The sequence below is a fragment of the Streptomyces sp. NPDC034049 genome (genome assembly GCF_055575575.1).
This window is the reverse complement of record NZ_JBVISJ010000005.1, coordinates 151,299-178,278: the sequence shown is the minus strand read 5'-3', so window position 1 is coordinate 178,278 and position 26,980 is coordinate 151,299. Positions and strand designations below refer to the sequence as shown.

General features: G+C 71.2%; 23 protein-coding genes and 1 pseudogene. 18 read left to right on the top strand and 6 right to left on the bottom strand.

Annotated features, from left to right (window positions below; all coding sequences use genetic code 11):
* Positions 1–128 precede the first annotated feature (128 nt).
* The 7 genes from ACZ52C_RS16995 to ACZ52C_RS16965 all read left to right on the top strand — a co-directional run bounded on the left by ACZ52C_RS16995 (position 129) and on the right by ACZ52C_RS16965 (position 10,921).
* Positions 129–908: an MHYT domain-containing protein gene (locus ACZ52C_RS16995; protein WP_469075459.1), complete on the top strand. Its 780-nt coding sequence runs from the start codon at positions 129–131 to the stop codon at positions 906–908.
* A 125-nt stretch (positions 909–1,033) separates the two neighbouring features.
* Positions 1,034–3,034: a sensor histidine kinase gene (locus tag ACZ52C_RS16990; protein WP_469075458.1), complete on the top strand. Its 2,001-nt coding sequence runs from the start codon at positions 1,034–1,036 to the stop codon at positions 3,032–3,034.
* Between the two features lie 353 nt (positions 3,035–3,387).
* Positions 3,388–3,969: a DUF2269 domain-containing protein gene (locus ACZ52C_RS16985; RefSeq protein WP_469075457.1), complete on the top strand. Its 582-nt coding sequence runs from the start codon at positions 3,388–3,390 to the stop codon at positions 3,967–3,969.
* Entirely contained in the window at positions 3,969–5,783 is a 1,815-nt protein-coding gene (locus tag ACZ52C_RS16980) for an ABC-F family ATP-binding cassette domain-containing protein (RefSeq protein ID WP_469075456.1), read from the top strand. The genes ACZ52C_RS16985 and ACZ52C_RS16980 overlap by 1 nt, the downstream gene beginning before the upstream one ends.
* Before the next feature lie 275 nt (positions 5,784–6,058).
* Entirely contained in the window at positions 6,059–7,888 is a 1,830-nt protein-coding gene (locus ACZ52C_RS16975) for an outer membrane protein assembly factor BamB family protein (protein ID WP_469075455.1), read from the top strand.
* A 55-nt stretch (positions 7,889–7,943) separates the two neighbouring features.
* Positions 7,944–9,914, top strand: a complete 1,971-nt coding sequence (locus tag ACZ52C_RS16970) for an outer membrane protein assembly factor BamB family protein (RefSeq protein ID WP_469075454.1) — start codon at positions 7,944–7,946, stop codon at positions 9,912–9,914.
* Between the two features lie 293 nt (positions 9,915–10,207).
* A complete protein-coding gene (locus tag ACZ52C_RS16965; RefSeq protein ID WP_469075453.1) occupies positions 10,208–10,921 on the top strand; it encodes a helix-turn-helix transcriptional regulator in 714 nt (237 codons plus the stop codon).
* A gap of 22 nt (positions 10,922–10,943) precedes the next feature.
* Here the strand turns inward: ACZ52C_RS16965 and ACZ52C_RS16960 are convergent, their stop codons facing one another.
* The 3 genes from ACZ52C_RS16960 to ACZ52C_RS16950 form a co-directional block, all read right to left on the bottom strand.
* Positions 10,944–12,128 (bottom strand): serine hydrolase domain-containing protein, encoded by a 1,185-nt coding sequence (locus tag ACZ52C_RS16960; RefSeq protein WP_469075452.1) that lies wholly within the window; start codon positions 12,126–12,128, stop codon positions 10,944–10,946.
* Positions 12,129–12,198: 70 nt separating this feature from the next.
* Positions 12,199–12,399 carry a DUF397 domain-containing protein gene (locus ACZ52C_RS16955; protein WP_469075451.1) on the bottom strand — a complete coding sequence of 67 codons (201 nt, stop codon included), beginning with the start codon at positions 12,397–12,399 and terminating at the stop codon, positions 12,199–12,201.
* 7 nt (positions 12,400–12,406) lie between these two features.
* Positions 12,407–13,258 carry a helix-turn-helix domain-containing protein gene (locus ACZ52C_RS16950; protein WP_469075450.1) on the bottom strand — a complete coding sequence of 284 codons (852 nt, stop codon included), beginning with the start codon at positions 13,256–13,258 and terminating at the stop codon, positions 12,407–12,409.
* A gap of 208 nt (positions 13,259–13,466) precedes the next feature.
* Here ACZ52C_RS16950 and ACZ52C_RS16945 point away from each other — a divergent pair, with 208 nt between their 5' ends.
* Together ACZ52C_RS16945 and ACZ52C_RS16940 are read left to right on the top strand one after the other, a co-directional pair.
* Positions 13,467–13,877, top strand: coding sequence for an ATP-binding protein (locus ACZ52C_RS16945; RefSeq protein WP_469075449.1), 411 nt, complete (start codon positions 13,467–13,469; stop codon positions 13,875–13,877).
* A gap of 106 nt (positions 13,878–13,983) precedes the next feature.
* Positions 13,984–14,265 carry a hypothetical protein gene (locus ACZ52C_RS16940; RefSeq protein ID WP_469075448.1) on the top strand — a complete coding sequence of 94 codons (282 nt, stop codon included), beginning with the start codon at positions 13,984–13,986 and terminating at the stop codon, positions 14,263–14,265.
* 32 nt (positions 14,266–14,297) lie between these two features.
* Here ACZ52C_RS16940 and ACZ52C_RS16935 read toward each other — a convergent pair whose 3' ends face one another.
* Entirely contained in the window at positions 14,298–14,828 is a 531-nt protein-coding gene (locus ACZ52C_RS16935) for an MOSC domain-containing protein (protein WP_469075752.1), read from the bottom strand.
* A gap of 363 nt (positions 14,829–15,191) precedes the next feature.
* On the opposite strand from ACZ52C_RS16935, the gene galT reads away from it, so the two are divergent.
* From galT to galK, 3 genes are all read left to right on the top strand, one after another.
* A complete protein-coding gene (galT, locus tag ACZ52C_RS16930; RefSeq protein WP_469075447.1) occupies positions 15,192–16,253 on the top strand; it encodes a galactose-1-phosphate uridylyltransferase in 1,062 nt (353 codons plus the stop codon).
* Positions 16,250–17,212: a UDP-glucose 4-epimerase GalE gene (galE, locus tag ACZ52C_RS16925; protein ID WP_469075446.1), complete on the top strand. Its 963-nt coding sequence runs from the start codon at positions 16,250–16,252 to the stop codon at positions 17,210–17,212. The genes galT and galE overlap by 4 nt, the downstream gene beginning before the upstream one ends.
* A gap of 148 nt (positions 17,213–17,360) precedes the next feature.
* Positions 17,361–18,521: a galactokinase gene (galK, locus tag ACZ52C_RS16920; RefSeq protein ID WP_469075445.1), complete on the top strand. Its 1,161-nt coding sequence runs from the start codon at positions 17,361–17,363 to the stop codon at positions 18,519–18,521.
* Positions 18,522–18,551: 30 nt separating this feature from the next.
* Here galK and ACZ52C_RS16915 read toward each other — a convergent pair whose 3' ends face one another.
* Positions 18,552–19,007 (bottom strand): GNAT family N-acetyltransferase, encoded by a 456-nt coding sequence (locus tag ACZ52C_RS16915; protein ID WP_469075751.1) that lies wholly within the window; start codon positions 19,005–19,007, stop codon positions 18,552–18,554.
* A gap of 249 nt (positions 19,008–19,256) precedes the next feature.
* Between ACZ52C_RS16915 and ACZ52C_RS16910 the strand changes: the two genes are divergently transcribed.
* Entirely contained in the window at positions 19,257–20,045 is a 789-nt protein-coding gene (locus tag ACZ52C_RS16910) for a LuxR C-terminal-related transcriptional regulator (RefSeq protein ID WP_469075444.1), read from the top strand.
* Here the strand turns inward: ACZ52C_RS16910 and tamR are convergent.
* Positions 20,004–20,501: a MarR family transcriptional regulator TamR gene (tamR, locus tag ACZ52C_RS16905; protein ID WP_045556258.1), complete on the bottom strand. Its 498-nt coding sequence runs from the start codon at positions 20,499–20,501 to the stop codon at positions 20,004–20,006. The genes ACZ52C_RS16910 and tamR overlap by 42 nt on opposite strands.
* A gap of 196 nt (positions 20,502–20,697) precedes the next feature.
* Here tamR and ACZ52C_RS16900 point away from each other — a divergent pair, with 196 nt between their 5' ends.
* From ACZ52C_RS16900 to ACZ52C_RS16880, 5 genes and pseudogenes are all read left to right on the top strand, one after another.
* Positions 20,698–21,543, top strand: coding sequence for a trans-aconitate 2-methyltransferase (locus ACZ52C_RS16900; RefSeq protein WP_469075443.1), 846 nt, complete (start codon positions 20,698–20,700; stop codon positions 21,541–21,543).
* Positions 21,540–21,900: pseudogene (locus ACZ52C_RS16895) on the top strand (VOC family protein). Before ACZ52C_RS16900 ends, ACZ52C_RS16895 begins: the two are co-directional and overlap by 4 nt.
* A gap of 123 nt (positions 21,901–22,023) precedes the next feature.
* Complete coding sequence (locus ACZ52C_RS16890; protein WP_469075442.1) at positions 22,024–23,397, top strand: MFS transporter; 1,374 nt, start codon at positions 22,024–22,026, stop codon at positions 23,395–23,397.
* A 136-nt stretch (positions 23,398–23,533) separates the two neighbouring features.
* Positions 23,534–24,400, top strand: a complete 867-nt coding sequence (locus ACZ52C_RS16885) for a PaaX family transcriptional regulator (RefSeq protein ID WP_469075441.1) — start codon at positions 23,534–23,536, stop codon at positions 24,398–24,400.
* A gap of 474 nt (positions 24,401–24,874) precedes the next feature.
* Entirely contained in the window at positions 24,875–26,956 is a 2,082-nt protein-coding gene (locus ACZ52C_RS16880; protein ID WP_469075440.1) for a glycosyltransferase family 4 protein, read from the top strand.
* Positions 26,957–26,980 lie beyond the last annotated feature (24 nt).

Genomic DNA, 26,980 nt, shown 5'->3' with positions numbered 1-26,980 from the left:
TTCTGGTGCCCTTCGGGTGATTCGCCCGTCATTCTCGGGTGGCATGATCTCGATCCCCGGTGACTTGTTACCGGCGGTACTTCCCGTGCGCGTGGTGTCGTCCGCGCGGCGGGCGAGAGGGGTTCCTCATGGGACACATGGACCACTTCAGTGCCGGATGGGTCACCCCCGTCCTCTCCTACGTCATGGCCTGCGTCGGCTCCGCGCTCGGACTGCGCTGCACCGTCAGGGCACTTGAGGCCGAAGGCGCCTCCAAGCGGAACTGGCTCACGCTGGCGTCGTTCGCGATCGGCTCGGGCATCTGGACCATGCACTTCGTCGCGATGATGGGCTTCGGCGTGCAGGGCACCCCGATCCGCTACGACGTCCCGATGACCGTGCTCAGCCTGGTCATGGCGATCGCCGTGGTCAGCGCCGGTGTCTTCACCGCCGGTTACGGCCGCTCCCGGGTCCGCGCGGTGGCCTTCGGCGGCCTCGGCACCGGCCTCGGCGTGGCCGCGATGCACTACACCGGCATGGCCGCGCTCAACCTGCACGGCGAGGTCAGCTACGACCCGTCCCTGGTCATCGCCTCCGTGGTGATCGCGGTCGTCGCCGCGACCGCCGCGCTCACGCTCACCCTGATCGTGCGGGGCGGGGTGCTCGCCACGGTCGCCGCACTGGTCATGGGACTCGCGGTCAGCAGCATGCACTACACCGCGATGTACGCCGTGAGCATCGAACTCGCGCCGAGCACCGCCCAGTTGGCGGGCGCGACGGCCACGGAGTTCCTCTTCCCGCTGGCCGTGATGCTGGGCTCGTTCCTCTTCCTGACCTCGGCGTACGTGGCTCTTTCGCCGACGGGGAAGCGGGCGGAGTCCTCCTTCGCCGACGAGTTGCTGCGTGAGGTGGAGCTGTCGACGGCGTGAGCGCTCCGCTTCTGAGCCCTCCGCTCTGAGCGCCGTTTTCTGCTGCGGGCCCGTGGGGGCTGGTCGCGCAGTTCCCCGCGCCCCTGAAGGGGCGCTCGATCCTCCCTCCTGCAACGAGGTCCCCAATGAAAATCTTCCGTGCAACCACCCGGCTGCTGCGCCCCAGATCCGTGCGGGCGAGGATCGTGGCCCTGTTGATGCTGCCCGTCGTGTCGCTGATGGCGCTGTGGAGCTACGCCGCCGTGACGACCGTGGCCGCCATCGGTGACACCGAGCGGGCCAAGGACGTCAACAGCGAACTGCTCGCGCCGGTCGCCACGTTCGTGACCACCCTGCAGAGCGAGCGGACGGCCGCGATGCGGTACGCCGCCCGGCGCACCGAGACCGGTCTCGACGACCTGAGGGCCGACCAGCAGGCCACCGACAAGGCCGTGACCGCCCTCCGCGCGGGCCTCAGCTCCTCCAGCTCGGACGCCGCCCTCATCGACACGGGTCTGCCCGACCGCCTGCGGACCCTCGAAGCCGACTTCAGCGACCTCGCCGCCCTGCGCGCGGGCACCACCGGGTCGGGCGCGCGGGACGCGGTGTCGACGGCGTACACCAGGTACTCCACCGTCATCGACCACGCCTTCGCCGTGACCGGCGCGCTCACCAGCGAGAAGGGCACCGACGCGACCTCCGAGGCGCGGGTCGTCCTCGAACTCTCCCGGGTCCGGGACGCCGTGGCCCGCGAGCAGGCGCTGCTGGCCGCCGCGACCGCGTCGGGGACGCTGGGCAAGGAGCAGTACGCGCGCTTCGTCGGCGCCGTCGCCACCCAGCGCGAGCTGCTGAGGCCGGCCGTCGCCGACCTCAAGGCCGAGCACCGGCCCGCGTACGACGTGCTGCTGGACAGCGACAGCTACGCCGCCCTCGTCAGGGTCGAGGACGGGGTGACGGACGCGGGCGCGGGACCGGTGTCGGCGGCCGTGCTGAAGGACTGGGACGCCTCCTCGGCGGCCGTCCTGGAGGGCCTGGCCGCGGCCGAGGAGAACGCGGGGACGGGCGCGGCGGCCAAGGCGGACGTCTTCGGCTGGGACACCCTCGGCGCGTCCGGAGTCGCCGTCGTCCTCGGCCTCGCCGGTGTGCTCCTGTCGCTGCTGGTCTCCGTGGTCGTCGGGCGCGGCCTCATCGTCGAACTCCTCGACCTGCGCAACTCCGCGCTGGAGGTCGCCGGGCGCCGGCTGCCGCAGGCGATGCGCAAGCTGCACGCCGGGCAGGGCGTCGACATCGACGCCGAGGCCCCGATGCGACGCCTCGCCGGTGACGAACTCGCCCAGGTCGGCACCGCGCTCACGGCCGTGCAGCGGGCCGCGCTCAAGGCGGCCTCCGAGCGCGCCGAACTCCTCAGCGGCATCTCCGGGGTGTACGTCAGCCTCGCCCGCCGCAGCCAGGTGCTGCTCCACCGGCAGCTCGACCTGCTCGGCGTGATGGAACAGCGCCGGCACGAACGGCAGGACCACGCCGAGCTGTACGACCTCTACCGCGTCGACTACCTCGCCACCCGGATGCGGCGCCACTCCGAGTCGCTGCTCATCCTGTCGGGGATCGCGCCCGGCCGGGGCTGGCGCGAGCCGATCGCGCTGACGGACGTCCTGCGGGCCGCCGTCGCGGAGATCGAGGACGCCACACGGGTCCAGGTGTGGGCCGTACCGAAGGTGTCCCTCAACGGCGGTTCCGTCGCCGACGTCATCCATCTGCTCGCCGAACTCGTCGAGAACGCCGCCGCGTTCTCCCCGCCCTCCACCCAGGTCCAGCTGCGCGCGGCCCGGCTGCGGGACGGCATCCTCATCGAGGTCGAGGACAGCGGCTTCGGCATGAACGAGGAGGCGATGGCCGAGGCCAACCGCAAGCTGAGGTCGGAGAAGGTCGACCTCCTCGACGCCAAGCAGATCGGCCTGTTCGTGGTGAACCGGCTCGCCGAACGCCAGGGCCTGCGCGTCGAACTGCGGCAGTCGACCAACGGAGGCGTCGCCGCGGCCGTCTTCATCCCCGAGAACCTGGTCCGCGACGACATGCCCGTCCACCGGGAGCCGGCCGACGAGGGCCAAGCCCCGGCGACGGCGCTGATCCAGCAGCGGCGGCGGTAGGGGGCTCACGAGACCGCCGTGCGCCCCGGGTGGCGATGTCCCCGGGGCGCGCGGCCTTTTTTCGGGTGGTGTCGTCGAGCGCGGGCGAGTGGGGGCTGATCGCGCAGTTCCCCGCGCCCCTGAAAAGCCGGGGCCGCGCCCCGTCACCTTCCGGGCCCGCAGGGCCGTGGTCTTTCAGGCCCGCAGGGCCTGGTCTTTCAGGGGCGCGGGGAACTGCGCGAGAAGCCCCACCGGGCCGCACCCGACAACGCACCGCACCCCTCCGCTGCCCCCCGCCGTACTCCCTACCCCGTACTCCCGAATACTCCCGCCGGCAGACGCCCCGCCGCCCCCACCCCGGCACCGTCGTACCCATGAAGACGAACCCCCGCCCCCTACGCCGCCCCGCCCGCCGCGCCCTCCTCGTCGTCCACGTCGCCGCCTCCGCCGCCTGGCTCGGGCTCACGCTCGGCCTGCTCGCGCTCGGCGTCACCGCGGGCACCACGTCGTCCGCGGCCGCGGTCGAGGCGTCCGTCCGCGCCATGAAGCTGTTCGCCGACTGGCTCCTCGTCCCGGTCGGCCTGCTGACCTTCACCAGCGGTCTGGCACTGTCGCTGGGCACCCCGTGGGGCCTGGCCCGCCACCGCTGGGTCCACACCAAGTTCTGGCTGACCCTGGCCACCCTCACCGCCACCGTCCTCGCCCTGCGCCCCGGCGTGAACGCGGCCGTCACCGCCGTCGCGGCCGGGGGCCCGCTGCCGGACACGGGAGACGTCCTGTTCGGCCCGGTCGTCTCGCTCTCCGCGTACCTCTTCATGACCGTGATCTCGGTGCTGAAGCCCTGGGGGCTCACCCGGCGCGGCCGCCGCCTGCGTGCGGCGGCCCGCCGCCCCGTCACACCCGTGCGCCCCGCCGACTACCCTGGAGGGTCGATCGTCCCCGTGGCAGGAGAGTAATGGCCGTCAACCTGGTCAATGTCGAGAACGTCAGCAAGGTGTACGGCACCCGCGCCCTGCTCGACGGGGTCTCGCTCGGCGTCTCCGAAGGGGACCGGATCGGCGTCGTGGGGCGGAACGGGGACGGCAAGACCACCCTGATCCGGATGCTCGCCAAGCTGGAGGAGGCCGACACCGGGCGGGTCACCCACTCCGGCGGCCTCCACCTCGGCGTGCTCACCCAGCACGACTCCCTGGACCCCACCGCCACCGTCCGGCACGAGGTCATCCGGGACCTGGCCGACCACGAGTGGGCCGGCAACGCCAAGATCAGGGACGTGCTGACCGGCCTCTTCGGCGGCCTGGACCTGCCCGGTTTCCCGCAGGGCCTCGACACCGTCATCGGCCCGCTCTCCGGCGGCGAGCGGCGGCGCATCGCGCTCGCCAAGCTGCTCATCGAGGAGCAGGACCTGATCGTCCTCGACGAGCCCACCAACCACCTCGACGTCGAAGGCATCTCCTGGCTCGCGAACCATCTGCGCGAGCGGCGCTCCGCCCTCGTCTGCGTCACCCACGACCGGTGGTTCCTGGACCAGGTGTGCACCCGGATGTGGGACGTGCAGAAGGGCGACGTCTTCGAGTACGAGGGCGGCTACACCGACTACGTCTTCGCCCGCGCCGAGCGTGAGCGGATCGCCGCCACCGAGGAGACCAAGCGGCAGAACCTGGTCCGCAAGGAGCTGGCCTGGCTGCGGCGCGGCGCCCCCGCCCGTACGTCGAAGCCCCGCTTCCGTGTCGAGGCGGCCAACGAGCTGATCGCGGACGTACCGCCGCCGCGCGACACCAGCGAGCTGATGAAGTTCGCGTCGACCCGGCTGGGCAAGACCGTGTTCGACCTGGAGAACGTCACCGTGCAGGCCGGTCCGAAGGTGCTTCTGAAGCACCTGACCTGGCAGCTCGGGCCGGGCGACCGCGTCGGCCTCGTCGGCGTCAACGGCGCCGGCAAGACCTCCCTGCTGCGGGCCATGGCGGACGCCGCGCGCAGCGAGGGCGAGAAGCAGCCGGCCGCAGGCCGGGTCGTCACCGGCAGGACCGTCAAGCTCGCCTACCTCTCCCAGGAGGTCGCCGAGCTGGACCCGAACCTGCGGGTGCTCCAGGCCGTGCAGCAGATCCGCGACCGCGTCGACCTCGGCAAGGGGCGCGAGATGACGGCGGGGCAGCTCTGCGAGACCTTCGGCTTCAACAAGGAGAAGCAGTGGACGCCGGTGGGCGACCTCAGCGGTGGTGAGCGGCGGCGGCTCCAGCTGCTGCGGCTGCTGATGGACGAGCCCAACGTCCTCTTCCTCGACGAGCCGACGAACGACCTCGACATCGAGACCCTCACCCAGCTGGAGGACCTGCTCGACGGGTGGCCCGGGTCGATGATCGTGATCTCCCACGACCGGTTCTTCATCGAGCGGACCACGGACAAGGTGTTCGCGCTGCTCGGTGACGCGACGCTGCGGATGCTGCCGCGCGGGATCGACGAGTACATCGAGCGGCGCCACACGATGGAGGAGGCCGCGGCGGCGTCCGCCGGGGTCGCCGTGAAGCCCGCCGCCGAGACCGCGTCGCAGAAGAGCGCCGCCGACGTCCGTGCCGCGAAGAAGGAACTCCAGAAGATCGAGCGGCAGTTGGACAAGGTCTCCCAGAAGGAGGCGACGTTGCACGCGCGGATCGCCGAGAACGCGACGAACTTCTCGAAGGTGGGGGAGCTGGACGCCGAGTTGCGGGCGTTGCTCGGCGAGAAGGAAGAGCTGGAGATGCGGTGGCTCGAACTGGCGGATGACGCGTAGCGGTTGAGCCGCAGAGGGCGGCACCCCGCTCCCCTTCGGGGCGCTGCCCAGCTCTCTGATGGGCGTATCGAGCCCGCGCGCACGTCCCGTGAAGGGGGCGTGAAGGAGCGTAACGGGCGCATCACGGGCCGGTTCTCCCTTGGGAACAGGGGAGCGACCGGCCCCGTGCATGACTGCGTCGCAGTGATAGAAAGAGCCGTCTGAGAACAGTCTGAGAAGCGACACCACGCGTGGTCACGGGTGGCTCGAAAGCAGCGAACAGGGGGAAAGCGCTGATGGTTCAGCCGCCCGATCAACCGCCGTACGGCGGTTACGGAGATCCGCGGAATCCACCACCGCCGTCGCAGCCGCAACAGCCGCAGCAGCCGTACGGCTACCCGCAGACGCCCCCGCCGCAGGGCCCGCCCGCACCGGGCCCCGGCTACGGCTACCCCCCTCAGCAGCAGCCACCCGCGCAGCCGGGCCCGTACACCCAGCCCGGACCGTACGGCCAGCCGCAGCAGCCCGGCCCGTACGGCCAGCCGCAGCAGCCCGGCCCGTACGCGCAGCCCGGCCCGTACAACCCGGCGTCGCAGGCCGGTTACGGCTACCCGCAGTCGCAGTACGCGGGCGCGCCCACGCCCCCGCCCGTCGGCGGCGGTGGCGGCGGGTCGAAGAACCCGTTCAAGGGCAGGCCCGCGATGGTCGTCGGCGCGGCCGTGGCCGCGCTGCTCGTGGTGGGCGGTGCCGTGTTCGCCGTGACGACCCTCGGGGACGACGGCGAGAAGAAGCCGGTCGCCAAGGAGAGCACCGGCCCGTCCGAGGACGACAAGCCGTCCGACGCGCCCTCCGCGCCCGTCAACCCGGGCGACGGCAGCGGCGACGGCGGCGAGGACCTCGACATCTCCGACCTCAACGCCGACCGCAAGGACGGCGAGGCGAAGGTCCTCTGGTACAAGAGCGCGCCCGACGCCCCCGGTTCGGGCGCGTCCGCCCCCGGCCTGTGGGTCACGGACAAGGTCGCCGTGAAGCCGGCGTACAAGCAGCTGTTCGCGTACAACGTGGGTGACGGCGACCCGGCGTGGGACCCGATCGAGTTCCCCGGCAAGATCTGCTCGGTCACCCCGAAGACCGCAGGCGACCGGGCCGTCGTCGCGTACCAGAAGAGCACCTCGAAGAACGCCGAGTGCGACCAGCTCCAGCAGATCGACCTGAACACCGGTGAGAAGGGGTGGTCCGCCCAGCTGGAGAAGGGCGATCTCTTCGACAGCGCGAGCAGCGTCTCCCTCGCCGTCGCCGGTGACACGCTCATGGTGGGCCGCTCGCAGTCCGGGACGGCGTACGACATCGACAGCGGCAAGAAGCTGTTCGACAAGAAGACCTACGGCCAGTCCTGCTACCCGTCGGGGTTCGCGGGCGGTGCGAGGCTGGTCGTCGTCTCCTCCTGCGCGGTGACCACCGACAAGGAGCACGACGAGGTCCAGGAGCTGGACGCGAAGACCGGCAAGGCCAAGTGGACGCGGAAGATCCCCAAGGGCTGGGAGGTCGAGAACGCGTACTCCGTGGACCCGCTCGTCCTCTACCTCACCAACGAGGAAGAGAACACCTGGAACATCTCCACCTTCAAGGCCGACGGATCGACCCGTTCGCAGGTCGACTCCGACGCCTCGTTCGCACCCGAGTGCGACGGCGGGATCCTCACCGGGAATCTCGCCGGCTGCACCGGCGTGGCGAGCGACGCGAACACGCTCTACCTGCCGACCGAGGACAAGGACGGCACGAACCAGATCGTGGCGCTGAACCTCGCCACCGGCAAGGAGAAGTGGCGCGTCAAGTCGCCCTCCGCCGACGCGACGATGGAGCCGGTGCGGACCGAGGGCGGCAAGCTGATCGCGTACGTGGAGCCGTCGTCCGACGCGGGCGGCCGGATCGTGTCGTTCCCGACCACGGGCGGCAGCCCCGCGGCCACCGAGCTGCTGCGGATGCCGGCGAGCGCCGCGGAGATCGAGAGCTCCTTCTACTCGAGGGCCATCGACTACGTGGACGGACGCTTCTACATCTCCTCGACCCTGCTGAACGGTGCCGACGACGCGAAGGAGAAGTTGATGCTGGCCTACGGCAAGTGACAGCCCCGCTCGTCCTCCACCCGACCACCGACATCCGCTCCGAGGTATCCACGTCATGACGCAGCCGCCGCCCCCGCCGAACCAGCCGCCGGGCCCGCCCCCGAACCAGCCGCCCGCCCCGTCGCTGTCCAAGGACCAGCCCCCGGCGCAGGGCCAGCCGCCCGCCCAGCCGCCCGCCCCGGGGCAGCAGCCCCCGCAGAGCCCGCCGCCGCAGGGTGGTTTCGGCGCGCCCACGCCCCCGCCGGCCGGCGGCTTCGGCGCCCCGACGCCCCCGCCGCAGGGCCCGCCCGCGCAGGCCCCGGGCTACGGCTACCCGCAGACGCCCCCGCCGGCGCAGCCCGGTTACGGCTACCCCGGCCAGCCCGGCCAGCCCGGCCAGCCGGGTGCCTACGGCCAGCCGCAGCCCGGCCCGTACGGCCAGCCGCAGCAGCCCGGCCCCTACGGGCAGCAGCCGTACGGCTATCAGCCGCAGACCATGCCGATGCAGCCGCAGGTGGGGCACGCCCCCGGCGGCCCCGGCGGTCCCGGCGGCAAGAAGAAGGTGAACTCCGCGGCGATCATCATCACCGCGGCGGTCGCGGCCATCGCGCTCATCGTCGGCGGCGGCGTCTACATCGCCACCTCCAGCGGCGACGACGACAACGGCAAGAAGGACACCGCCAGTTCGGAGGGCACCTCCGGCGGCAAGGACGACACCAAGGGCGACGACGACGGCGGCTCCTCGTCCGGCGGTTCGTCGTCCGGTGGCGTGGAGATCCCGACCACGGCGCAGGAGAAGGCCCCGGCCAGCCCCAGTGCGAAGATCCTCTTCCAGGTGCCCGCGCACGAGGTCAAGGAAAAGCTCCAGATCGACAGCGTCAAGGGCTCCTGGCTGACGAAGACCACGTACGCCAAGTCCGCGCTCAACAAGATCGTCGGCTACGAGCCGGACAGCGGGAAGACCAAGTGGACGCTGGACCTGGCCGGCCAGACCTGCGCGGGCTCCCGTGAGATCACCACCGAGGGCATCGCCGTCGTGGTGACCGAGTCGGCCAAGCGCAAGAACAACGACGACCGCCAGCCCTGCACCGAGGTCACCGCGTTCAACGTCGAGACCGGCAAGGAGGTGTGGACCAAGAGCGCCGACCTCAGCGGCAGCAAGGTGCCGTTCGGCGAGGTCACCATCTCCGGTACGACGGTCGCCGCGGCCGGCGGCTACTCCGGCGGCGCCGCGTTCGACGTCAACTCCGGCAAGGTGCTGTGGTCGCCGAAGGCCGGCGCGTGCACCGACGAGGGCTACGCGGGCGGCGCCCAGCTGATCGCGGTCCGCAAGTGCGGCGACTACGGCAGCGAGACCTTCGAGATCCAGCTGCTCGACCCCAGGTCGGGCAGCGTGAAGTGGACGTACAAGGTCCCCTCCGGCATCCAGCGCGCCAAGGTCATCTCCACCAACCCGGTCGTCTTCGGCGTGGTGACGGGCAGCGACGTCCCGCTGACCGGCACGACCGACATCTTCTCCCTCGACGAGAAGGGCAAGCTGCGCGCCAAGATCTCCATCCCGGACGAGAAGTACGACTACGAGTGCCCGGTCCGCGGTGTCTGGGCCTGCCGGGGCATCTACGTCGGCAACGACAAGGTGTACATGCCGACCAAGAGCCACGACGGCACCGGCTCCTATAGCTCCACCAACGAGATCGTCTCCTTCTCCCTGGCCACGGGGAAGCCCACCGGTGACCGCGTGGACGCGGGCGACGACCACGAGCTGTTCCCGATCCGGATGGACGGGCCGAACATCATCGCCTACAAGGACGGCCCGTACGACAAGGGCGCCCAGATCGTCTCCATCGACGGCAAGACGCTGAAGCAGACCAAGCTCCTGGAGACCCCGGCCTCCGAGTCGGTGCTCCGCGCGATCAGCGCCATGACGCCGACGATGAGCGAGATGCTCTACACCGACGGACGCTGGTTCATCGGTTCGGAACTCGTCAGCAAGCCGTACTCGGACGACGAGAAGGAGTACACGGCGCTCGGCTTCGGGGCGAAGTAACCCCACGCGCCCCCTCGGCCTCGTTCCACGGCCCCGCCCCAGCTCAGGGGCGGGGCCGTGGACGTATCCCTCATCACGCTCGAATCGGAGGGAATTTCGGTAATCCGGGGCACTTCTCTCCCGTAGGGGGAGCGCAACGTCGAACAAGCGTGTAGCTTCCGGGGGCATGAAGAGCGGGCGTCGACGGGTGAGTCGACGGGAAGTCGGGGGGCTTCTGTCCGCGAGGTCCGGTGGGCAGCCATAGTGGGCAACCATCTGGGGGACTGTGGGGGACTGGGGGGTGGGGTGGCTCGATGGGAGTGCGGCTCATGGTGGTCGACGACCACCGACTGCTGGCCGAGGCGTTGGCCTCGGCCTTGAAGCTGCGAGGACACCGGGTGCTGGCGGCGGCGGCGCCCGCCGCGGGCGCGGCCGAGCTGGTGATCTCCAGGGCACCGGAGGTGTGCCTGATCGGCACGGCGGCACCGGCCGAGCCGGGGATCTTCGACCCGGTGGTGAAGATCAAGCGCGAACGCCCGCAGGTGGCGGTACTGGTCCTCGGACCGGTGCCCAACCCGCGCGGCATCGCGGCGGCGTTCGCAGCCGGGGCGTCCGGCTACGTCCGCCACGACGAACGCATCGAAGGCGTCGAACGCGCCATCATGAAGGCCCGAGCGGGCGAGGCGGCGGTGGCGCCCCAACTCCTCCAGAGCGCCTTCGCTGAACTGCTGAACCCCGCCGCCCAGCCGGACGACGAGGGGCAGCGTCTGCTCCAGATGCTGACTCCGCGCGAGGTCGAGGTCCTGGTCCGCGTCGCGGACGGCGAGGACACCCGCCTCATCGCGGCGGGCATGGGCATCGCCCCGTCGACGGCCCGCACCCACGTCCAACGGGTCCTGATGAAGCTGGGCGTCGGCTCCCGCCTGGAGGCGGCGGCGCTCGCGGCCCGCACGGGTTTGCTGGACCGGGCGGGGCCGGTCCAGCAGGGGCCGTCGGGGTTGCCGGGGGCGTCCGGGGCTGAGGGGTAGGGCCGCTGCGCGGCCCGGGTGGCTACTGCCCCGGCCGCGCGCACAGGGCGTGGTCGACCAGGTCCGTGAGGGCCCCGATCTGCCGTACGGCGGTCCGCTCGTCGCCCGGCCGGCTGTGCACGGCGACGGTGACGGAGGTACGGCCGTCCCGTGTCGTCCCCGGCCACGCCAGAAAGCCGAAGCCGCTGCCGCTGTGGCCCCAGTAGCCGCCGCCGCAGGTCAGGGGCGTCCAGCCGATGCCCAGCCCGTAGCGCGAGCCCGGCACCTCACCGGGGGTGTCGGGCACGGCGACGGTACGCAGCATCTCGGCGAGCTGGGCGGGGGCGAGGAGGCTGCCGCCGAGCAGCGCGGAGAAGAAGCGGTTGGTGTCGGCGGTGGTGCTGATCATGGATCCGTCGGCGTCCCCGTCGAAGGGGAGATAGGCGAGGGTGGTGTCGGTCATCGGACCCTCGCCACCCGGCTCGAACTGCTGGTAGTTACGGGCGTGGGGCCGGGGGAGACCGGGATCGTTGCCCGGAGTGAAGGTCCGCGTGAGCCTCAACGGCCGCAGAATCCTCTCCCGCACCTCCTGATCCCATGTCCTCCCGCTGACCGCCTCGATCACCATCCCGGCGAGGATGTAGTTGGTGTTGGAGTACTCCCAGCGGGCGCCCGGCTCGAAGACGGGAGGATGAGTCATGGCGAAGGCGACGCGCTGCCGCGAGGTGTACGTGGTCGACCGGTGCTTCAGATACCCGGCGGCGCTCAGCTCCGGGACGACGTCGCCGATGTAGTCCGGCAGCCCACTGGTGTGCTGGAGGAGCTGCCGCACGGTGACCCGTCGGCCGTCGTTCCCGTTCCCCTCCACCACCCCCGGCAGCCACCGCTCCACCCGGTCCTCCAGCGACAGCCGCCCCTCACCGACGAGTTGGAGGAGAACGGTGGCGACGTAGGCCTTGGTGGTGCTGCCGATCCGGATGTTCTCACCGTGCGGCACGGGCACACCGGTCCGCAGATCGCCGACCCCACTACGGACGGTCCGCGCCCCGCGAGGCCGGTCGACCCGCACGGAGACACCGGTCACCCCGGTGTCCCGCAGGGCGTCGGCGTCCCGCTGGAGGGGGTCCGCCGCGGCGTGGGCGCGGGCCGGGGAGAGGGGAGCGAGGAGGGCGAGAGCAAGGGCGACGACGGTGGCCGAGGCGGTGCGGCGGCTGTGGGGGGTACGCATGGAGCCACCGTAGAAACGCCCGCCCCCACCAGCCATGCGGCACGCCCCCGTATGCCACCGGGGGCTTTCCTCAGCTCGCTGCACGAACCCCGCGGGCCTTGATGTGGTGGAGGAGGCCGGCGAGGGGGGTGGGGGTGGTGCGGAGGTGGGTGGCGGGGGTGGTGGATTCGCGGAGGCTTATGCCTCCGGCGGCTGCGCAGAGTTCTATGCAGGTGTCGCCTTCGCCGCCGCCGGAGTACGTGGACTTCTGCCAGTGCGGAGCGCGGTCCATTGTGTCCTCACAGCTCCTTCGTCAGACGGTGAATGAAGTCCCGTGATGTTGTGGGTTCCAGCGACGCCTCCTTCACCTTACAAAAGAGCGTTCGGAGTTGCTTCAGCTGAGCCTCGGCGTCGATGAACAGGACGCCGGTCGGCGAATCGCGAAGCCCGGTGTCCAGTCGGGGCACCGGACCGCCCAGGTACATCATCGAGGCGGCGGCGCCGGCGAATCCGTCCTGGTCGGTGGGGATGACACGCACCGTCACGTGTCCGCGCTCGATCTCGTCCAAGATGCGGCGGAGTTGGGCGAGCGAGGTCTGCCGGTCGCCCACTCGGATCCGCAGGGTGAACTCGTGGACGATCGTCTCGTACGGCAGCGGATGGTCGCCTTCGATGACCGTGCGCCGCCGCATCCGGTACTCCACCCGAGGAGTCAGCTCGCTCTCGGGAAGCTCGGGGCGCGTGTAACTGAAGACCGCTCGTGCGTAGTCGGCGGTTTGGAGCAGTCCAGGCACATAGGCGATGGCAACCTCGTCCAGGAACCTCGCATGGTGCTCGGCCTCGGCGACGTCCAGGTTCACCTGGGGCAGGACGCCTCGATAGTCGTCCCACCAGCCGCGCGTGCGGTCGGTCGCGATCGCCACGAGTGCCTCGATGAGTTCCGCGTCTGTGCAGGCGCAGTGAGCCGCCAGCCTCCGGAGCCGCTCCTCGCTGATCGCCGAACTCCCGGCCTCGATCTGACTCATGTGGGCCGAACTCGCTCCGAGGAGCCCGGCGATCTCCTTGGCGGGCTTGTCTGCTGCTTCCCGCAGCCTGCGCAGCTCGGACCCCAGGCGCACCTGTCGTGCTGTGGGCTGGTTCCGCATGGTCATCCGAGTAACTGCCTCTCCCTGACGCCTCTTACGGGTGTCAGATTACGGCAGCCTGTTGCGAGGGTATGAATTTCTACCCTACTGTCAGTGACGCACCGCGCACCCTGCGGAGTTCCGGGCCCCCGGAAGTGCACCACTCCGTCACGCCCTGACGGCTGAGGCAATGCCACCGGATCGCCCCGACCCCCACACCGAACGGAGTTCACCCATGCCCGAAGTGGCTTCCGAACCCTGGGAGTACGTCCTCCACATCCCCCACGACCCCCGAGCTGTCACCGTCTCCCGCCGCACCCTCCGCCTGATCCTCACCGCCCACGGCCTGGCCGCCCTCCTCGACCCCGCCGAACTCCTCGCCACGGAACTGATCGCGAACGCCGTGCTGCACACCAAGGGCCCGGCGGCCCTGCGCGTCCGCTGGTCGAACGGCACGCTCTGGATCGGAGCCTGGGACGCCGACCCCGAACCCCCAGAGCCCCCAGACCACTTGGCGAAGCCCGACACCGAAACGGGCCGAGGGCTCGCCCTCGTGCGCGCCTGCACGGACATCTGGGGCTGGCAGCCGTCGTCCCGCTTCGGCCGTCGCGGCAAATACGTGTGGTGCGAACTGATGGCCGCGTAGCTCGTTGACCATCCCGAAAGAAAGGAGGTCCGATGGTCGGCTCGCCGCACGAGGCGCTGCATCAGATCTGCCAGAAGGGCACCGAGGGCATGATCCGCAGTCGGGCTTGGTGGACGCCCAGGCGAAGAAGACGTGGAAGGAACTGATGATGCCGGTCAACTACTTCTTCAAGAACCCGGTCGCGGTGAAGCTGCGAGAGGAAGGGCGTGTGGAGGAACGGATCGCGGAGCGGATCGCGAGCGTCCTGCGTACCCTGGACCGCCGCCACATCGACGTGCCCGACGCGGTCCGTCGGCGGGTACGCGCCTGCACCGACCCTGACATCCTCCAGATCTGGGTGGACCGGGCCTACGACGTCACCGACGCGGCCGAGTTGTTCGAGGACTGACCAGGGCGTCCCACCGGGAGCGCGGTGGGACGTCAGACCCGTTCCAAGGGGCGGTGCGGACCGCTCGGAAGCACCGCCTTGATCGTGTCGCCCGGCCGCACCGTGCCACCCTCCTTCACGATGCTCATGATTCCCGCCTTGAGCACGACGTTCCCGGCCGCGTCGCGGCCGACCACCCGCTTCAGCAACCCGGCCTGGAAGTTGTCGATCTGCAAGCAGGGATTGCGCAGGCCGGTCACCTCCAGGACCGCCTCGTCCCCGATGCGCAGCAGCGTGCCCACCGACAGCCCGAGCAGATCGATGCCGGTGGTGGTGATGTTCTCGCCGAGGTCACCGGGAGCCACCGCGAACCCCTCCGCCCCGACCTCCGCGAAGAGTTCTTCATGGATCAAGTGGACCTGGCGCAGGTTCGGTTGTGTGGGGTCCTGTGCCACCCGCGAACGGTGCTTGACCGTCACACCGGCGTGCACATCACCCTCCACCCCGAGTCCGGCGAGCAGCGTGATGCTGTCCTGGTTCGGCTTGGTCAACGAGTACTCACCGTTGCTGCTGACCGCCGTCACTGTCCCGTACACCCTCGGATCCCCCTCCTCGGCGACCGTCACCAGCCACGACCCTAGCCGCGGGCGGGCAAGGCGCAAGGGCCGGAGCGCCCCCGGCCCTCACGCCCGGCGTCATCCGGAGTCCCGCTCCTCCCTCGACCGCTCCTCCCTCGACCGCTCCCCCTCCGCCGGCGGAGCCACCGGCCGTAGCCACAGCCAGCCACAGCGGAGGCGGCGGTGCCGGAGGCATCCGCGAGATTCTCCATGCGCAGCTCACTTCAGTTGGCATCTGGTGATCTTTGTTTGATTGTGATGGTGACGAACGTCGGAACTTGTGCTTTGATGTGTTTGGTTCTGTTTGATGGGTGGGATGGGGAGTCCGGCGTGAAGAAGACCTCGACCCGGCTGGCCGACGGTCGTGAGCTGATCTACTACGACCTGCGCGACGACACCGTGCGTGACGCGGTGGACAGGCGGCCCCTGGAGCGCACCGTCACCACTTCGGAGGTACGCCGGGACCCGCTGCTCGGCGACTCCGTGGCGATCGCCTCGCACCGCCAGGGCCGCACCTACCACCCCCCGGCGAACGAATGCCCGCTCTGCCCCTCCGAGGGCGACCGGCTGAGCGAGATCCCGGACTCGTCGTACGACGCCGTGGTGTTCGAGAACCGCTTCCCCTCGCTCGCCGGCGACTCCGGCCGCTGCGAGGTCGTCTGCTTCACCTCGGACCACAACGCGTCCTTCGCCGACCTGACCGAGGAGCAGGCCCGCCTCGTCCTGGAGGCGTGGACCGACCGCACGGCGGAGCTGTCGCATCTCCCCTCCGTCGAGCAGGTGTTCTGCTTCGAGAACCGCGGTGCCGAGATAGGCGTGACCCTGGGGCACCCGCACGGGCAGATCTACGCGTACCCCTTCACCACACCCCGTACCGCGCTGATGCTGCGCTCGCTGGCCGCCCACAAGGACGCCACCGGCGGCGAGAACCTCTTCGACGCCGTTTTGCAGAGCGAGCTCGCGGGCGAGCGGATGGTCCTGGAGACCGACCACTGGGCCGCCTTCGTGCCGTTCGCGGCGCACTGGCCGTACGAGGTGCACCTCTACCCGAAGCGCCGGGTCCCCGACCTGCTCGCGCTCGACGAGGACGCCCGCACAGAATTCCCCCAGGTCTATCTGGAACTCTTGAGGCGCTTCGACCGGATCTTCGGCGAGGGTGAGCCCCCGACGCCGTACATCGCGGCCTGGCACCAGGCCCCGTTCGGCACGCTGGAGGAGTTCGAGGGTGTCCAGCGCGAGGACTTCGCGCTGCATCTGGAGCTCTTCACCATTCGCCGCACCACCGGCAAGCTGAAGTTTCTCGCGGGTTCCGAATCCGGCATGAACGTGTTCATCAACGACGTGCCGCCGGAGCGCGCGGCCGAGCGACTGCGAGAGGTAGCGAGTTCATGAGCGGTAAGTACCTGGTCACCGGTGGCGCGGGGTATGTCGGCAGCGTGGTCGCCCAGCACCTGCTGGAGGCGGGCCACGAGGTCGTCGTCCTCGACAACCTCTCGACCGGCTTCCGCGAGGGCGTCCCGGCCGGCGCCACCTTCATCGAGGGCGACATCCGCGACGCCGGCAAGTGGCTCGACGACTCCTTCGACGCCGTCCTGCACTTCGCCGCGTTCTCGCAGGTCGGCGAGTCCGTCGTGAAGCCCGAGAAGTACTGGGACAACAACGTCGGCGGCACCATGGCGCTGCTCGCCGCGATGCGCGAGGCGAACGTCCGCAGGCTGGTGTTCTCCTCCACGGCCGCCACCTACGGCGAGCCGGAGACCACCCCCATCGTGGAGTCCGCGCCGACGAGGCCGACCAGCCCGTACGGCGCCTCCAAGCTGGCCGTCGACCACATGATCACCGGCGAGGCCGCCGCCCACGGTCTGGGCGCCGTCTCGCTGCGCTACTTCAACGTCGCCGGGGCGTACGGCTCCTGCGGCGAGCGCCACGACCCCGAGTCGCACCTCATCCCGCTGGTGCTCCAGGTCGCGCAGGGCAGGCGGGACGCGATCTCCGTCTTCGGCGAGGACTACCCGACCCCCGACGGCACCTGCGTCCGCGACTACATCCACGTCGCCGACCTCGCCGACGCCCACCTGCTGGCACTGGACGCCGCGCGGCCGGGCGAGCACCTCATCTGCAACCTGGGCAACGGCAACGGCTTCTCGGTGCGCGAAGTGATCGAGACCGTCCGCCAGGTCACCGGCCACCCGATCCCCGAGGTCGTCGCCCCGCGCCGGGCCGGCGACCCCGCCACCCTGGTGGCCTCCGCCGCCACGGCCCGCGAACGGCTCGGCTGGAACCCGTCGCGCGCGGACCTCGCGGAGATCGTGGCGGACGCGTGGCGCTTCACCCAGGAGCGGGCGCAGTAGGGCTCAGCAGCGCGCGGTAGCGCGTCGTAGGGCGCGCAGGTCCCAGGGGCGCGGGTTCGCGCCCGTTCGCGCCCAGTAGTGTGCCGGCTCGGCCAGTTCGTCGGCCGAGCCGGTTCGTCGGTCGAGTACGGAAAGGTCAGGGCAGGGGATGAGCGAGGCTGTCGTCGTCGCCGAGCGGTTCGAGGAGCTCTACGGGGCGGCGCCGGAGGGAGTGTGGGCCGCGCCGGGCCGGGTGAACCTCATCGGCGAGCACACCGACTACAACGACGGCTTCGTCATGCCCTTCGCCCTCCCGCACACCACCGTCGCGGCCGTCTCCCGCCGCACGGACGGCGTTCTGCGCCTGCACTCCGACGACGTCGAGGGCGGTGTGGTCGAGCTGTCCCTCGACGCGCTGACCCCGGAGGCCGACCGCGCCTGGACGGCGTACCCGGCGGGCGTCCTCTGGGCCCTGCGCGAGGCGGGCCACACGGCGGTGACCGGCGCGGACGTCCATCTGACCTCCACGGTCCCCACGGGCGCCGGCCTCTCCTCCTCGGCGGCCCTGGAAGTGGTCGTGGCCCTCGCCCTCAACGACCTCTACGACCTGGGCCTCAAGGGCTGGCAGCTGGCCCGCCTGTGCCAGCGCGCGGAGAACGTCTACGTCGGCGCCCCGACCGGGATCATGGACCAGACGGCCTCCGCGTGCTGCGAGACCGGCCACGCCCTGTTCCTCGACACCCGGGACCTGTCCCAGCGGCAGATCCCCTTCGACCTGGCCGCCGAGGGCATGCAGCTGCTGGTCGTCGACACCCAGGTCAAGCACTCCCACAGCGAGGGCGAGTACGGCAAGCGCCGGGCCGGCTGCGAGAAGGGCGCGGCCCTGCTCGGCGTCGACGCGCTGCGCGACGTCGCCTACGACGAGCTGGACGCGGCCCTCGACCGCCTCGGCGACGACGAGGAGGTCCGCCGTCTGGTCCGCCACGTGGTCACCGAGGACCAGCGCGTCGAGCGCGTGGTCTCCCTCCTCGAATCGGGCGAGACCCGCGCGATCGGTCCCGTCCTGGTCGAGGGCCACGCCTCGCTCCGCGACGACTTCCGCATCTCCTGCCCCGAGCTGGACCTCGTCGTCGACACCGCCCTCGCCGCCGGCGCCCTCGGCGCCCGGATGACCGGCGGCGGCTTCGGCGGCTCCGCGATCGTCCTCGTCGACGCGGCCGACGCGGACGCGGTCACCAAGGCGGTGGAGGAGGCCTTCACCGAGGCCGCCTTCACGGCCCCGCGCGTCTTCGTGGCGGTCCCGTCGGCCGGAGCACGACGGGTCGTCTGACCGGGGCCCTCCTGATGGATCCCCGCGGCCCTAACCGAGCCGTTTGGTCAGGGTGTACTCGGTGATCCCCGGCGGATAGTCGGGGATCACGCACACCACCTCGTAGCCCAGGCGCTTGTAGAACTCCGGCGCCTGGAAGTCCCAGGTCTCCAACCGGACCGAGCGGCAGGCGCGTTCGCGGGCGGCCAGGTGTTCGGCCCGGGAGAGGATGCGCGAGCCCAGGCCCGCCCCCCGGTGGCGTTCGTCGACCCAGAGGTGGACGACGTGCAGCCAGGTGGCCCAGGTGTGACCGACCAGGCCCCCGGCCAGTTCGCCCGCCTCGTCCAGGGCCCACACATGCAGCGGGACCTCTCGCGCGTCCGGGGTTCCCCGCAGGTCACGCAGGACCGGCGACGCGGCGGTATTGCTGGCGCGCAGTCGCGAAAGCAGCAATTGGCTTCGTTCCCTGTCGACTTCTGTCTCCATACGAAACATGCGGCACACCATAAACGCGCTGGACAACCAGTTCTGCAAATGAGCTTCCGCTCCTGCCCCCCGGCCTTACTCTGATGAACAGCGCCGGTGGGGGCCGGTGCTGATCAGGGGGCGAGACAGTCGGGTACGACGCCCGGAGTGGGGGTAGCGGTTCAGCACGGCGGCGGCCGTGCGGCTGCGACGCCCCGTCCCAGGTGTAAACCGGGGCACGCTCCGGGCGTCGTGCTCGCGCCGGTCGTCCCCCGACCAGTGGGGGTTTCAGTGGTTCGCATCCGAGTCCTGGTCGTCGACGACCACCGCATCTTCGCCGAGTCGCTCGCGGCGGCACTGGCCGCCGAGCCCGATGTCGACGTGTCCGCGGCCGGCAGCGGCCCCGCCGCGCTGCGCTGTCTGGACCGCGCGGCGGCGGAGGGCCGCAAGTTCGACGTGCTTCTGGTCGACGCCGACCTGGGGGGTCACGCCCAGGTCCCCGGCGCGCGGCCGACCGCCGTACCCGTGCCGGACGGCAACGAGGACGGGCTCGTGGACGGGATATCGCTCGTCGCGGGTGTGCGTTCGGGACAGCCGAGCGTACGGATCGTCGTCCTCGCCGAGAAGGACGATCCGCGCAGGGCCGCGCTGGCCCTCCAGGCGGGCGCGTCCGGCTGGGTCGCCAAGGACTGCTCGCTCTCCCGGCTGCTCACCGTCATCCGGGGCGTGCTGCGCGAGGAGACGCATCTGCCGCCCGCGCTGCTCACCGGCGTCCTGCGCGAGCTGACCGCCGCCCGCAAGCACCGCACGGAGAGTGAGCGGCTCGTCGAGTCCCTCACCCCGCGTGAGCGCGAAGTGCTCCGGTGCATGGTCGCGGGGCTGGGGCGCAAGGCCGTCGCCGAGCGCCTGTTCCTCTCCCCGCACACCGTCCGCACCCATATGCAGAACGTCCTCGGAAAGCTAGGCGTCCACTCCACCCTGGCCGCCGTGGCCCTCGCCCGCCGGGCGGGTGTGGGGCCCGTCGACCTGGGCCGGCCCCTAGCCGGGGATGTTGTCGAACGGGGCGGTCAACTGGCGTAGCAGGCCCGCCAGTTCGCCCCGCTGGGCGCGGGACAGCTCGGCCAGGATCGCGCGTTCCTGGTCGAGGAGTCCGGCGAGCGCCTGGTCCGCCCGGTCCCGGCCCTCGTCCGTGAGCCGGACGAGCACGCCCCGGCGGTCACTGGGGTCGGGCAACCGCTCGACCAGGCCCTTCTTCGTGAGCCGGTCGATCCGGTTGGTCATCGTGCCCGAGGTCACCAGCGTCTGCGTCAGCAGCTGACCGGGCGAGAGCTGGTACGGGTTGCCGGCCCGGCGCAGCGCCGTCAGCACGTCGAACTCCCACGGCTCCAGCTGGTGCTCCGCGAACGCCAGCCGGCGCGCGCGGTCCAGGTGCCGGGCCAGTCTGCTCACCCGGCTGAGTACTTCCAGCGGCTCCACGTCGAGGTCGGGGCGCTCCCGGCGCCACGCTGCGACCAGCCGATCGACCTCGTCCTCCATGGCGATCAGTGTAGTGGTTGTGTCGATGTGAAGTCTCTTGAGATCAAGATGATTAGAGGCAAGTCTCTTGACATCGAGATAATGCCGTCCGAGAGTGGGAGTGCCCTGCGACGGCGACGGCGACGATGACGGCTACGGCGGCAGTGACGGCGACCGCGGCAGGGGCGACCGAGCGACGACGAGGAGGACGTCCCCCATGACTCCCACCAGCCCCACCAGCCCCACCAGCCCCACCGGACATACCTGGGACCCCCAGCAATACCTGCGGCACGCCGGTCACCGCGCCCGTGCCTTCGTGGACCTGCTCGCCCACATCCCCGACCCACCCGCCGCCCACCCCCGCGTCGCCGACCTCGGCTGCGGCCCCGGCAACGTCACCCGCCTCCTCGCCGACCGCTGGCCCACCGCGCGCGTCACCGGGTACGACAACTCGCCCGAGATGCTCGACCGGGCCCGCACCGACCACGAGGGGCCCACCCCGGGCGGCGGCCGCATCGACTTCGCCGCGGCGGACGTCCGTACCTGGGTGCCCCCGGAGCCGTACGACCTGATCGTCAGCAACGCCACGTTCCAGTGGGTCCCGGGGCATCTCGACCGCTTCGCCGCCTGGGTCGACGCCCTGGCACCCGGCGGCACCTTCGCCTTCCAGGTCCCGGGGAACTTCGACTCGCCCAGCCACCGCCTGATGCGCGAACTGGCGCACTCCGCCCGCTGGAAGGACCGCCTCGGCGACACCCTCCGCCACGACGACGCGGTCCACACGCCCGTCGGCTACCACGCGGCCCTCGCCGACCTGGGCTGCGAGGTCGACGCGTGGGAGACGACGTACGTCCACCTCCTCCAGGGCGAGGACCCGGTGCTCGACTGGGTCAAGGGGACGGGGCTGCGTCCGGTCCTCGGCGAACTGGGGCCGGACGCGGACCCCTTCGTCGCCGAGTACCGCGCCGCACTCCGCGAGGCGTATCCGCCCACCGCGCACGGCACACCGTTCCCGTTCCGCCGCATCTTCGTCGTCGCACACAAGCCGGAGACCGCCCGGTGATCACCGCCGTCGACCACGTCCTGCTCGCCGCCCCACCCGGGACGGGAGGACCGGCTGCGGGCGTACTACGCCGGTGTCCTCGGCATGGCGAAGATCCAGAAGCCGCCCGCACTCGCCGTCCGGGGAGGCTGCTGGTTCGCGGCGGGGGCGGTGCTGCTGCACCTGGGGGTGGAGGCGGATTTCCGGCCGCAGAGGAAGGCCCACCCCGGCCTGCGCGTGCGGGACATCGACGCGTTCGCCGGCCGGCTGGCCGGGCGCGGGGCCCTCGTGACGTGGGACGACGGCCTGCCGGGGTGTCGGCGGTTCTACTCCGAGGATCCGGTGGGGAACCGGTTGGAGTTCCTGGAGCCGGGCTGAGGGGCCTCGGGGGGCCTACGGCCGAGCGAGGTTTGATGTTGTGCAGAATATTGACTGCGGATAGATAGACGCCTACCTTCGCGGTGTTCCTCCCTCGTCCCCCGAAGCTCCAGGGAGAGCCGTATGTCACCGTCGTCCCCCCTCCCCGACCCCGCCGAGCAGGCCGACCAGGCCCGGCGGACCAGGCAGTTGCGTCGTGTGGCGCTGTCCGGGCTGCTCGGTACCGCCGTCGAGTTCTACGACTTCCTCGTCTACGGCACGGTCGCCGCACTGGTGTTCGGCGAGTTGTTCTTCCCCGGCGCGGATCCGGCGGTCGGCACGATCGCCGCGTTCGGCACGTTCGCCGCCGGGTACCTCGCCCGCCCGCTGGGCGGAATCGTGTTCGGGCACTTCGGCGACCGGCTGGGCCGCAAGTCGATGCTGCTGCTGACCATGGGACTGATGGGCGGCGCCAGCTTCCTCATCGGCCTGCTGCCCACCTACGACACCATCGGCGTGTGGGCGCCCGTACTGCTGATCACCCTGCGGGTGGTGCAGGGCATCGCCATCGGCGGTGAGTGGGGCGGCGCCACGCTGATGGTCGTCGAACACGCGGGCGAGCGGCGGCGCGGCCTGTGGTCCAGCTTCACGCAGATGGGAGCGCCGCTGGGCTCCCTGCTCTCCTCGCTGGTCGTCACGATGGTCGTGGCGATGCCGCGTGAGCAGTTCGCCGCGTGGGGGTGGCGGGTGCCGTTCCTGCTGAGCGTGGTGCTGCTGGGTGTGGGCCTGTTCGTGCGGCTGAAGGTCGTGGAGAGCCCGCTGTTCACCCGCGTCAGCAAGGACCGCGCGCAGGCCCGGCTGCCGCTGCTGGAGGTGGTGCGCAGGCCGCGCGCGCTGGTGCTGGCGGCGTGCGTGGGCATCGGCGCGTTCACCGCGCAGTCGCTGCTGACCAGCTATCTGATCGCGTACGCCACCGGGATCGGGTATCCCCGGCCGCAGGTGCTGACCGCGCTGACGGTCTCCGCGGCGGTGGCGCTGGTGGTGCTGCCGTGCGCGTCGGCGCTCTCCGACCGCGTCGGGCGCCGCCCGGTGGTCCTGGCCGGTGCCGTCGCCTCCGCCGTCCTGGCCTTCCCCGTGCTGGCGCTGGTGGACTCCCGCTCGCCGGGGCTGCTGATCCTCGCGGTCGTGCTGGGACACGGCATCGCCCAGTCGGTGATGTACGGGCCGCTGGGGGCGCTGCTGACCGAGATGTTCGGCACGCGGGTCCGCTACACCGGGGCCTCGCTGGGCTACCAGCTCGCCACGCTGATCGGGGCCGGGTTCTCCCCGATGATCGCCGGGAGCCTGGTCGCCGCGAACGGGGGGTCCGGTACGCCGGTCTCGCTGCTGATCTGCGCGGGCGCGGTGATCACCGCCGTGACCGTGTGGTTCGTACGGGAGACCCATCGGGAGTCGCTGGGAGAGGCGGTTGTCCCCGAGGGGGCCGAGGGGGCCGCGAAGGAGGAAGTGGCGTCCTAGCGGTGACCTCCGGTCGGGGGGCCGTCGGGTGGGGGGTGGGGGCTGCGGGGTTGTGTCCCGGCCGCGGGTCGGTGGGGGTTCTCGCGCAGTTCCCCGCGCCCCTGACGGGCCGCGGCCGCGCCCGTACTCTTGCGCTGTGGAGGACGAGATCCTGGGTGTCGAGGTGGTCGGCGTGCCGCAGCCGCGGCCGCAGTCGCTGGTGCTCTCCTTCTTCGGGAATCACGTGCTGGACCGGGGCGAGCGCGGCCTCGGGGTGTACTCGGGGAGCATCATCGACGTGCTCGGGCGGGTCGGCACGGGCGAGCAGGCCGTGCGGTCGACGCTCACCCGCATGGTCAACCGGGGGCTGCTGCGCCGCCAGCGCGAGGGCCGGCGGATGTTCTTCGCCCTCACCCCGCACGCGGAGGACATCCTGCGTGACGGCGGCCAGCGCATCTGGCGCGACGGCGCCGTGAACGAGGACTGGGACGGCACCTGGACCCTCCTCGGCTTCTCCCTCCCCGAGTCCTGGCAGCGCCAGCGGCACGACCTGCGCTCCCGGCTCACCTGGTCCGGTTTCGGCGCCCTCTACAGCGGGCTGTGGATCGCCCCGGGGCGGGTGGACGTCCGGGAGATCGTCTCGGAGTTGGGGCTGGACGCGCATGTGAAGGTGTTCCACGCCCGGGCCGACGCCTTCACCGACGTCGGCCTGATGATCCGCGAGAGCTGGGACCTGGAGACCCTCGCCGCGCGCTACGTCACCTTCGACAAGCGGTGGACCACCGCAGAGGTCGCCGAGGCCGACCCGATCGCCACCCGGCTGCGCCTGGTCGCCGAGTGGCTGCGCATCATCCGTACCGACCCGCGCCTGCCCGTGCAGCACCTGCCGGCCGACTGGCCCGCGCGGCAGGCCCAGGACACGTTCCGGCGCCTCGCCGAGCAGACGGCGGGACCGGCCGGACGGATGGCCGCGGACGTACTGGAAACGATCCCGCTGCGTCCCGTCGCAGACGAAATGCCGTAGCCGAAACGGATTTCTGCATTCCGCGCCCACTCGCCGCTCCCCGGCGCTTCCGGGGCCCTCGGCGGTGCTTCTGGTGCAGGTGTGGCCGATATTGTTCTTTGTCTTTCCTTTGTTAAGGATATATTCTCGGTTCACTTTTGATGTCTCCCGCCGGCAGTTCGGGGAAGCGGGAGTTCGTGCTGTGACCAGGGGGGATCTGGGCCAGTGAGTACTTGCTGAGCCACTCGGCGCGCTTGACGGGGTTTGTGACGCGCGCCACATAGGCTTTTTGTCGTCCCGGTCGGGATTTCTTCCCGCGTATCTCCGCGCGGATTCCCCGGTCGGCCGATTTCCGCTGCGCCGAATCATTCATTTCTTGATTGTCGACCGCATATCGCGTATATAGCCGCGCCCGCGCGCACCCCATGCCTGACCGCCAGGGGGTGCGGGTGCGATGCCGCCCGCCCGCGGGCGGGTCACCAGGGGGAAAAACATATGAAGATCGCGTTCCTGATCAACAATGCCTTCGGTATCGGAGGCACCATCCGATCGACCGCCAACCTGTCCGCCGCGTTCGCCGACCGGCACGACGTGGAGGTCGTCAGCGTCCACCGCTCCCGCGACGAACCGGCCCTCCCGTTCGACCCGCGCGTGCGTCTGACCTCGCTGATCGACCTGCGCGAGGACAGCCCCGGATTCGAGGGCGACCACCCGCTGACCCAGCGGCCCGGCACGATGTTCCCGTACACCGGGGCCACCGGGAACCTGCCCTACACCGGGCTCCAGGACGAACGCATCGGCGGCTTCCTCACCGACACCGAGGCCGACGTCGTCATCGCCACCCGCCCCGACCTCAACGGCTACCTCGCCCGCGACGGCCGACGCCGCTACCTGCGGATCGGCCAGGAGCACCTCAGCCTCGACCAGTACCGGGAACCGCTGCGCGGCGACCAGAACCGCGCGATCGGCGGACTCGACGCCTACGTCACCGTCTCCGAGGCCGACGCCGCCCAGTACCGCGCCGCCCTGCCCGACGTCACCACCACCATCGTCTGCGTCCCCAACGGGGTCCAGGCCCCCGCCGTCGAACGCTCCACCCTCGACTCCCGGGTCATCGTCGCCGCCGGCCGGCTCATCCCCATCAAGCGGTACGACCGACTGGTGAACGCCTTCGCCAAGGTCGCCGCCGACCACCCCGGCTGGACCCTGCGGATCTACGGACGCGGCCCGCAGAAGGAGAACCTGCGCCAGCTGATCGACCGGCTCGGGCTGCACGACCGGGTGTTCCTCATGGGGGCGGTCTCCCCGATCGAGACGGAATGGGCCAAGGGCGCCGTCGCCGCCGTCTCCTCCGACATGGAGTCCTTCGGCATGACCATCGTCGAGGCCATGCACTGCGGCGTCCCGGTCGTCGCCACGGACTGCCCCCACGGCCCCGGCGAGATCATCACCCATGGCGAGGACGGCATCCTCGTCCCGCTCGACGGGGACGTCGACGCCTACGCCGACGCGCTGAACCGTGTCGTCGGCGACGAGGCCCTGCGCGCCCGGCTCGGCAAGCAGGCCCTCATCAAGGCCGAGACCTACGCCCCCGCCGTCATCGCGCGGCGCTACGAGAGCCTCTTCGAGGAGCTGACCGCATCCCGGCGCCGGGGCTGGGACGGCGCCGCCCGGCTGAAGCGGCTCGCCGCCCGTGCCGTCCGGCCCCGCCCCACGAAGGCCGCCGTCACCCCCGCCGCCGAGGCCGACGGGAGCGCTCCCACGGCGGCCGCGCACGCCCGTGCCACCGGCGACGGCGGCCTCACCGTCCTCCTCGACCCGGCCGAGCTGCCCTCCGGGGACCTCGACTTCGTCGCCCGGCTGCGCCGCGATCCCGGCAAGCGGCAGGTCAGGGTGCCGGCGCTGCCGAGCGCCGGCGCGCCGGGCGGCGTGCTGCGGGCGACCGTGAACCCCGGCGAGCACACCCTCGCCGAGGGGCGCTGGGACTGCTACGTCGCGCCGCGCGGCTCGAACAAGCGGATGCGGTTGCGCGCACGGCTGGTGGAGCAGGCCGCGCTGGTCGGACAGGCGCCGCGGGTGGACGAACGGGGGGTCGGGGCGTGGATCCCGTACCCGACCGTCGACGGGTTCCTCGCCCTGCGGACGTGGCTGCGGCCCGCGCACGCGGAGATCGACGCCGTCGAGGTGGGGGAGGGGGCGGTGACCGTGACCGGCACGCTCCTCGGGGGCGCCGAGTCCGTCGCCACCGGGGCCGTGGTGCGGGTGGTGTCCCGGGCCGACAGCGCGTACGACTTCACCGTGGCCGCGTCGGCTGTGGGGGAGCGGGGGTTCCGGTTCACCGTGCCGTACGGCGAGCTCATGGCTCGGCGGAGTGTCGAGCACGATCTGTGGGATCTGCGGCTGGGCGAGGTGCCGGTGGGCCGGATCGGGGGTGACGTGGTGGAGCGGCGGAAGACCGATCTGGTGCCTGGGCAGGAGTTCGAGCACGGGGAGCGGGGGTGGACGCGGGTGCGGCCGTACTTCACCGTGAACAACGAACTGGCGCTCAGTGCGAAGGATGTGGGCGAGGGCGCGTAGGGGGAGGACGCCTAGGGGGTGGGG

Bases quoted from the DNA above. Each gene is read 5' to 3' on its own strand.
- ACZ52C_RS16950 (WP_469075450.1), bottom strand. From the start codon at position 13,258: ATGACCATGCGGAACCAGCCCACAGCACGACAGGTGCGCCTGGGGTCC.
- ACZ52C_RS16900 (WP_469075443.1), top strand. From the start codon at position 20,698: ATGACTCCCACCAGCCCCACCAGCCCCACCAGCCCCACCGGACATACC.
- ACZ52C_RS16975 (WP_469075455.1), top strand. From the start codon at position 6,059: ATGGTTCAGCCGCCCGATCAACCGCCGTACGGCGGTTACGGAGATCCG.
- ACZ52C_RS16965 (WP_469075453.1), top strand. From the start codon at position 10,208: ATGGGAGTGCGGCTCATGGTGGTCGACGACCACCGACTGCTGGCCGAG.
- tamR (WP_045556258.1), bottom strand. From the start codon at position 20,501: ATGGAGGACGAGGTCGATCGGCTGGTCGCAGCGTGGCGCCGGGAGCGC.
- ACZ52C_RS16880 (WP_469075440.1), top strand. From the start codon at position 24,875: ATGAAGATCGCGTTCCTGATCAACAATGCCTTCGGTATCGGAGGCACC.
- ACZ52C_RS16890 (WP_469075442.1), top strand. From the start codon at position 22,024: ATGTCACCGTCGTCCCCCCTCCCCGACCCCGCCGAGCAGGCCGACCAG.
- ACZ52C_RS16970 (WP_469075454.1), top strand. From the start codon at position 7,944: ATGACGCAGCCGCCGCCCCCGCCGAACCAGCCGCCGGGCCCGCCCCCG.
- ACZ52C_RS16995 (WP_469075459.1), top strand. From the start codon at position 129: ATGGGACACATGGACCACTTCAGTGCCGGATGGGTCACCCCCGTCCTC.
- galE (WP_469075446.1), top strand. From the start codon at position 16,250: ATGAGCGGTAAGTACCTGGTCACCGGTGGCGCGGGGTATGTCGGCAGC.
- ACZ52C_RS16980 (WP_469075456.1), top strand. From the start codon at position 3,969: ATGGCCGTCAACCTGGTCAATGTCGAGAACGTCAGCAAGGTGTACGGC.
- ACZ52C_RS16990 (WP_469075458.1), top strand. From the start codon at position 1,034: ATGAAAATCTTCCGTGCAACCACCCGGCTGCTGCGCCCCAGATCCGTG.
- ACZ52C_RS16945 (WP_469075449.1), top strand. From the start codon at position 13,467: ATGCCCGAAGTGGCTTCCGAACCCTGGGAGTACGTCCTCCACATCCCC.
- galK (WP_469075445.1), top strand. From the start codon at position 17,361: ATGAGCGAGGCTGTCGTCGTCGCCGAGCGGTTCGAGGAGCTCTACGGG.
- ACZ52C_RS16985 (WP_469075457.1), top strand. From the start codon at position 3,388: ATGAAGACGAACCCCCGCCCCCTACGCCGCCCCGCCCGCCGCGCCCTC.
- ACZ52C_RS16960 (WP_469075452.1), bottom strand. From the start codon at position 12,128: ATGCGTACCCCCCACAGCCGCCGCACCGCCTCGGCCACCGTCGTCGCC.
- ACZ52C_RS16915 (WP_469075751.1), bottom strand. From the start codon at position 19,007: ATGGTGTGCCGCATGTTTCGTATGGAGACAGAAGTCGACAGGGAACGA.
- ACZ52C_RS16955 (WP_469075451.1), bottom strand. From the start codon at position 12,399: ATGGACCGCGCTCCGCACTGGCAGAAGTCCACGTACTCCGGCGGCGGC.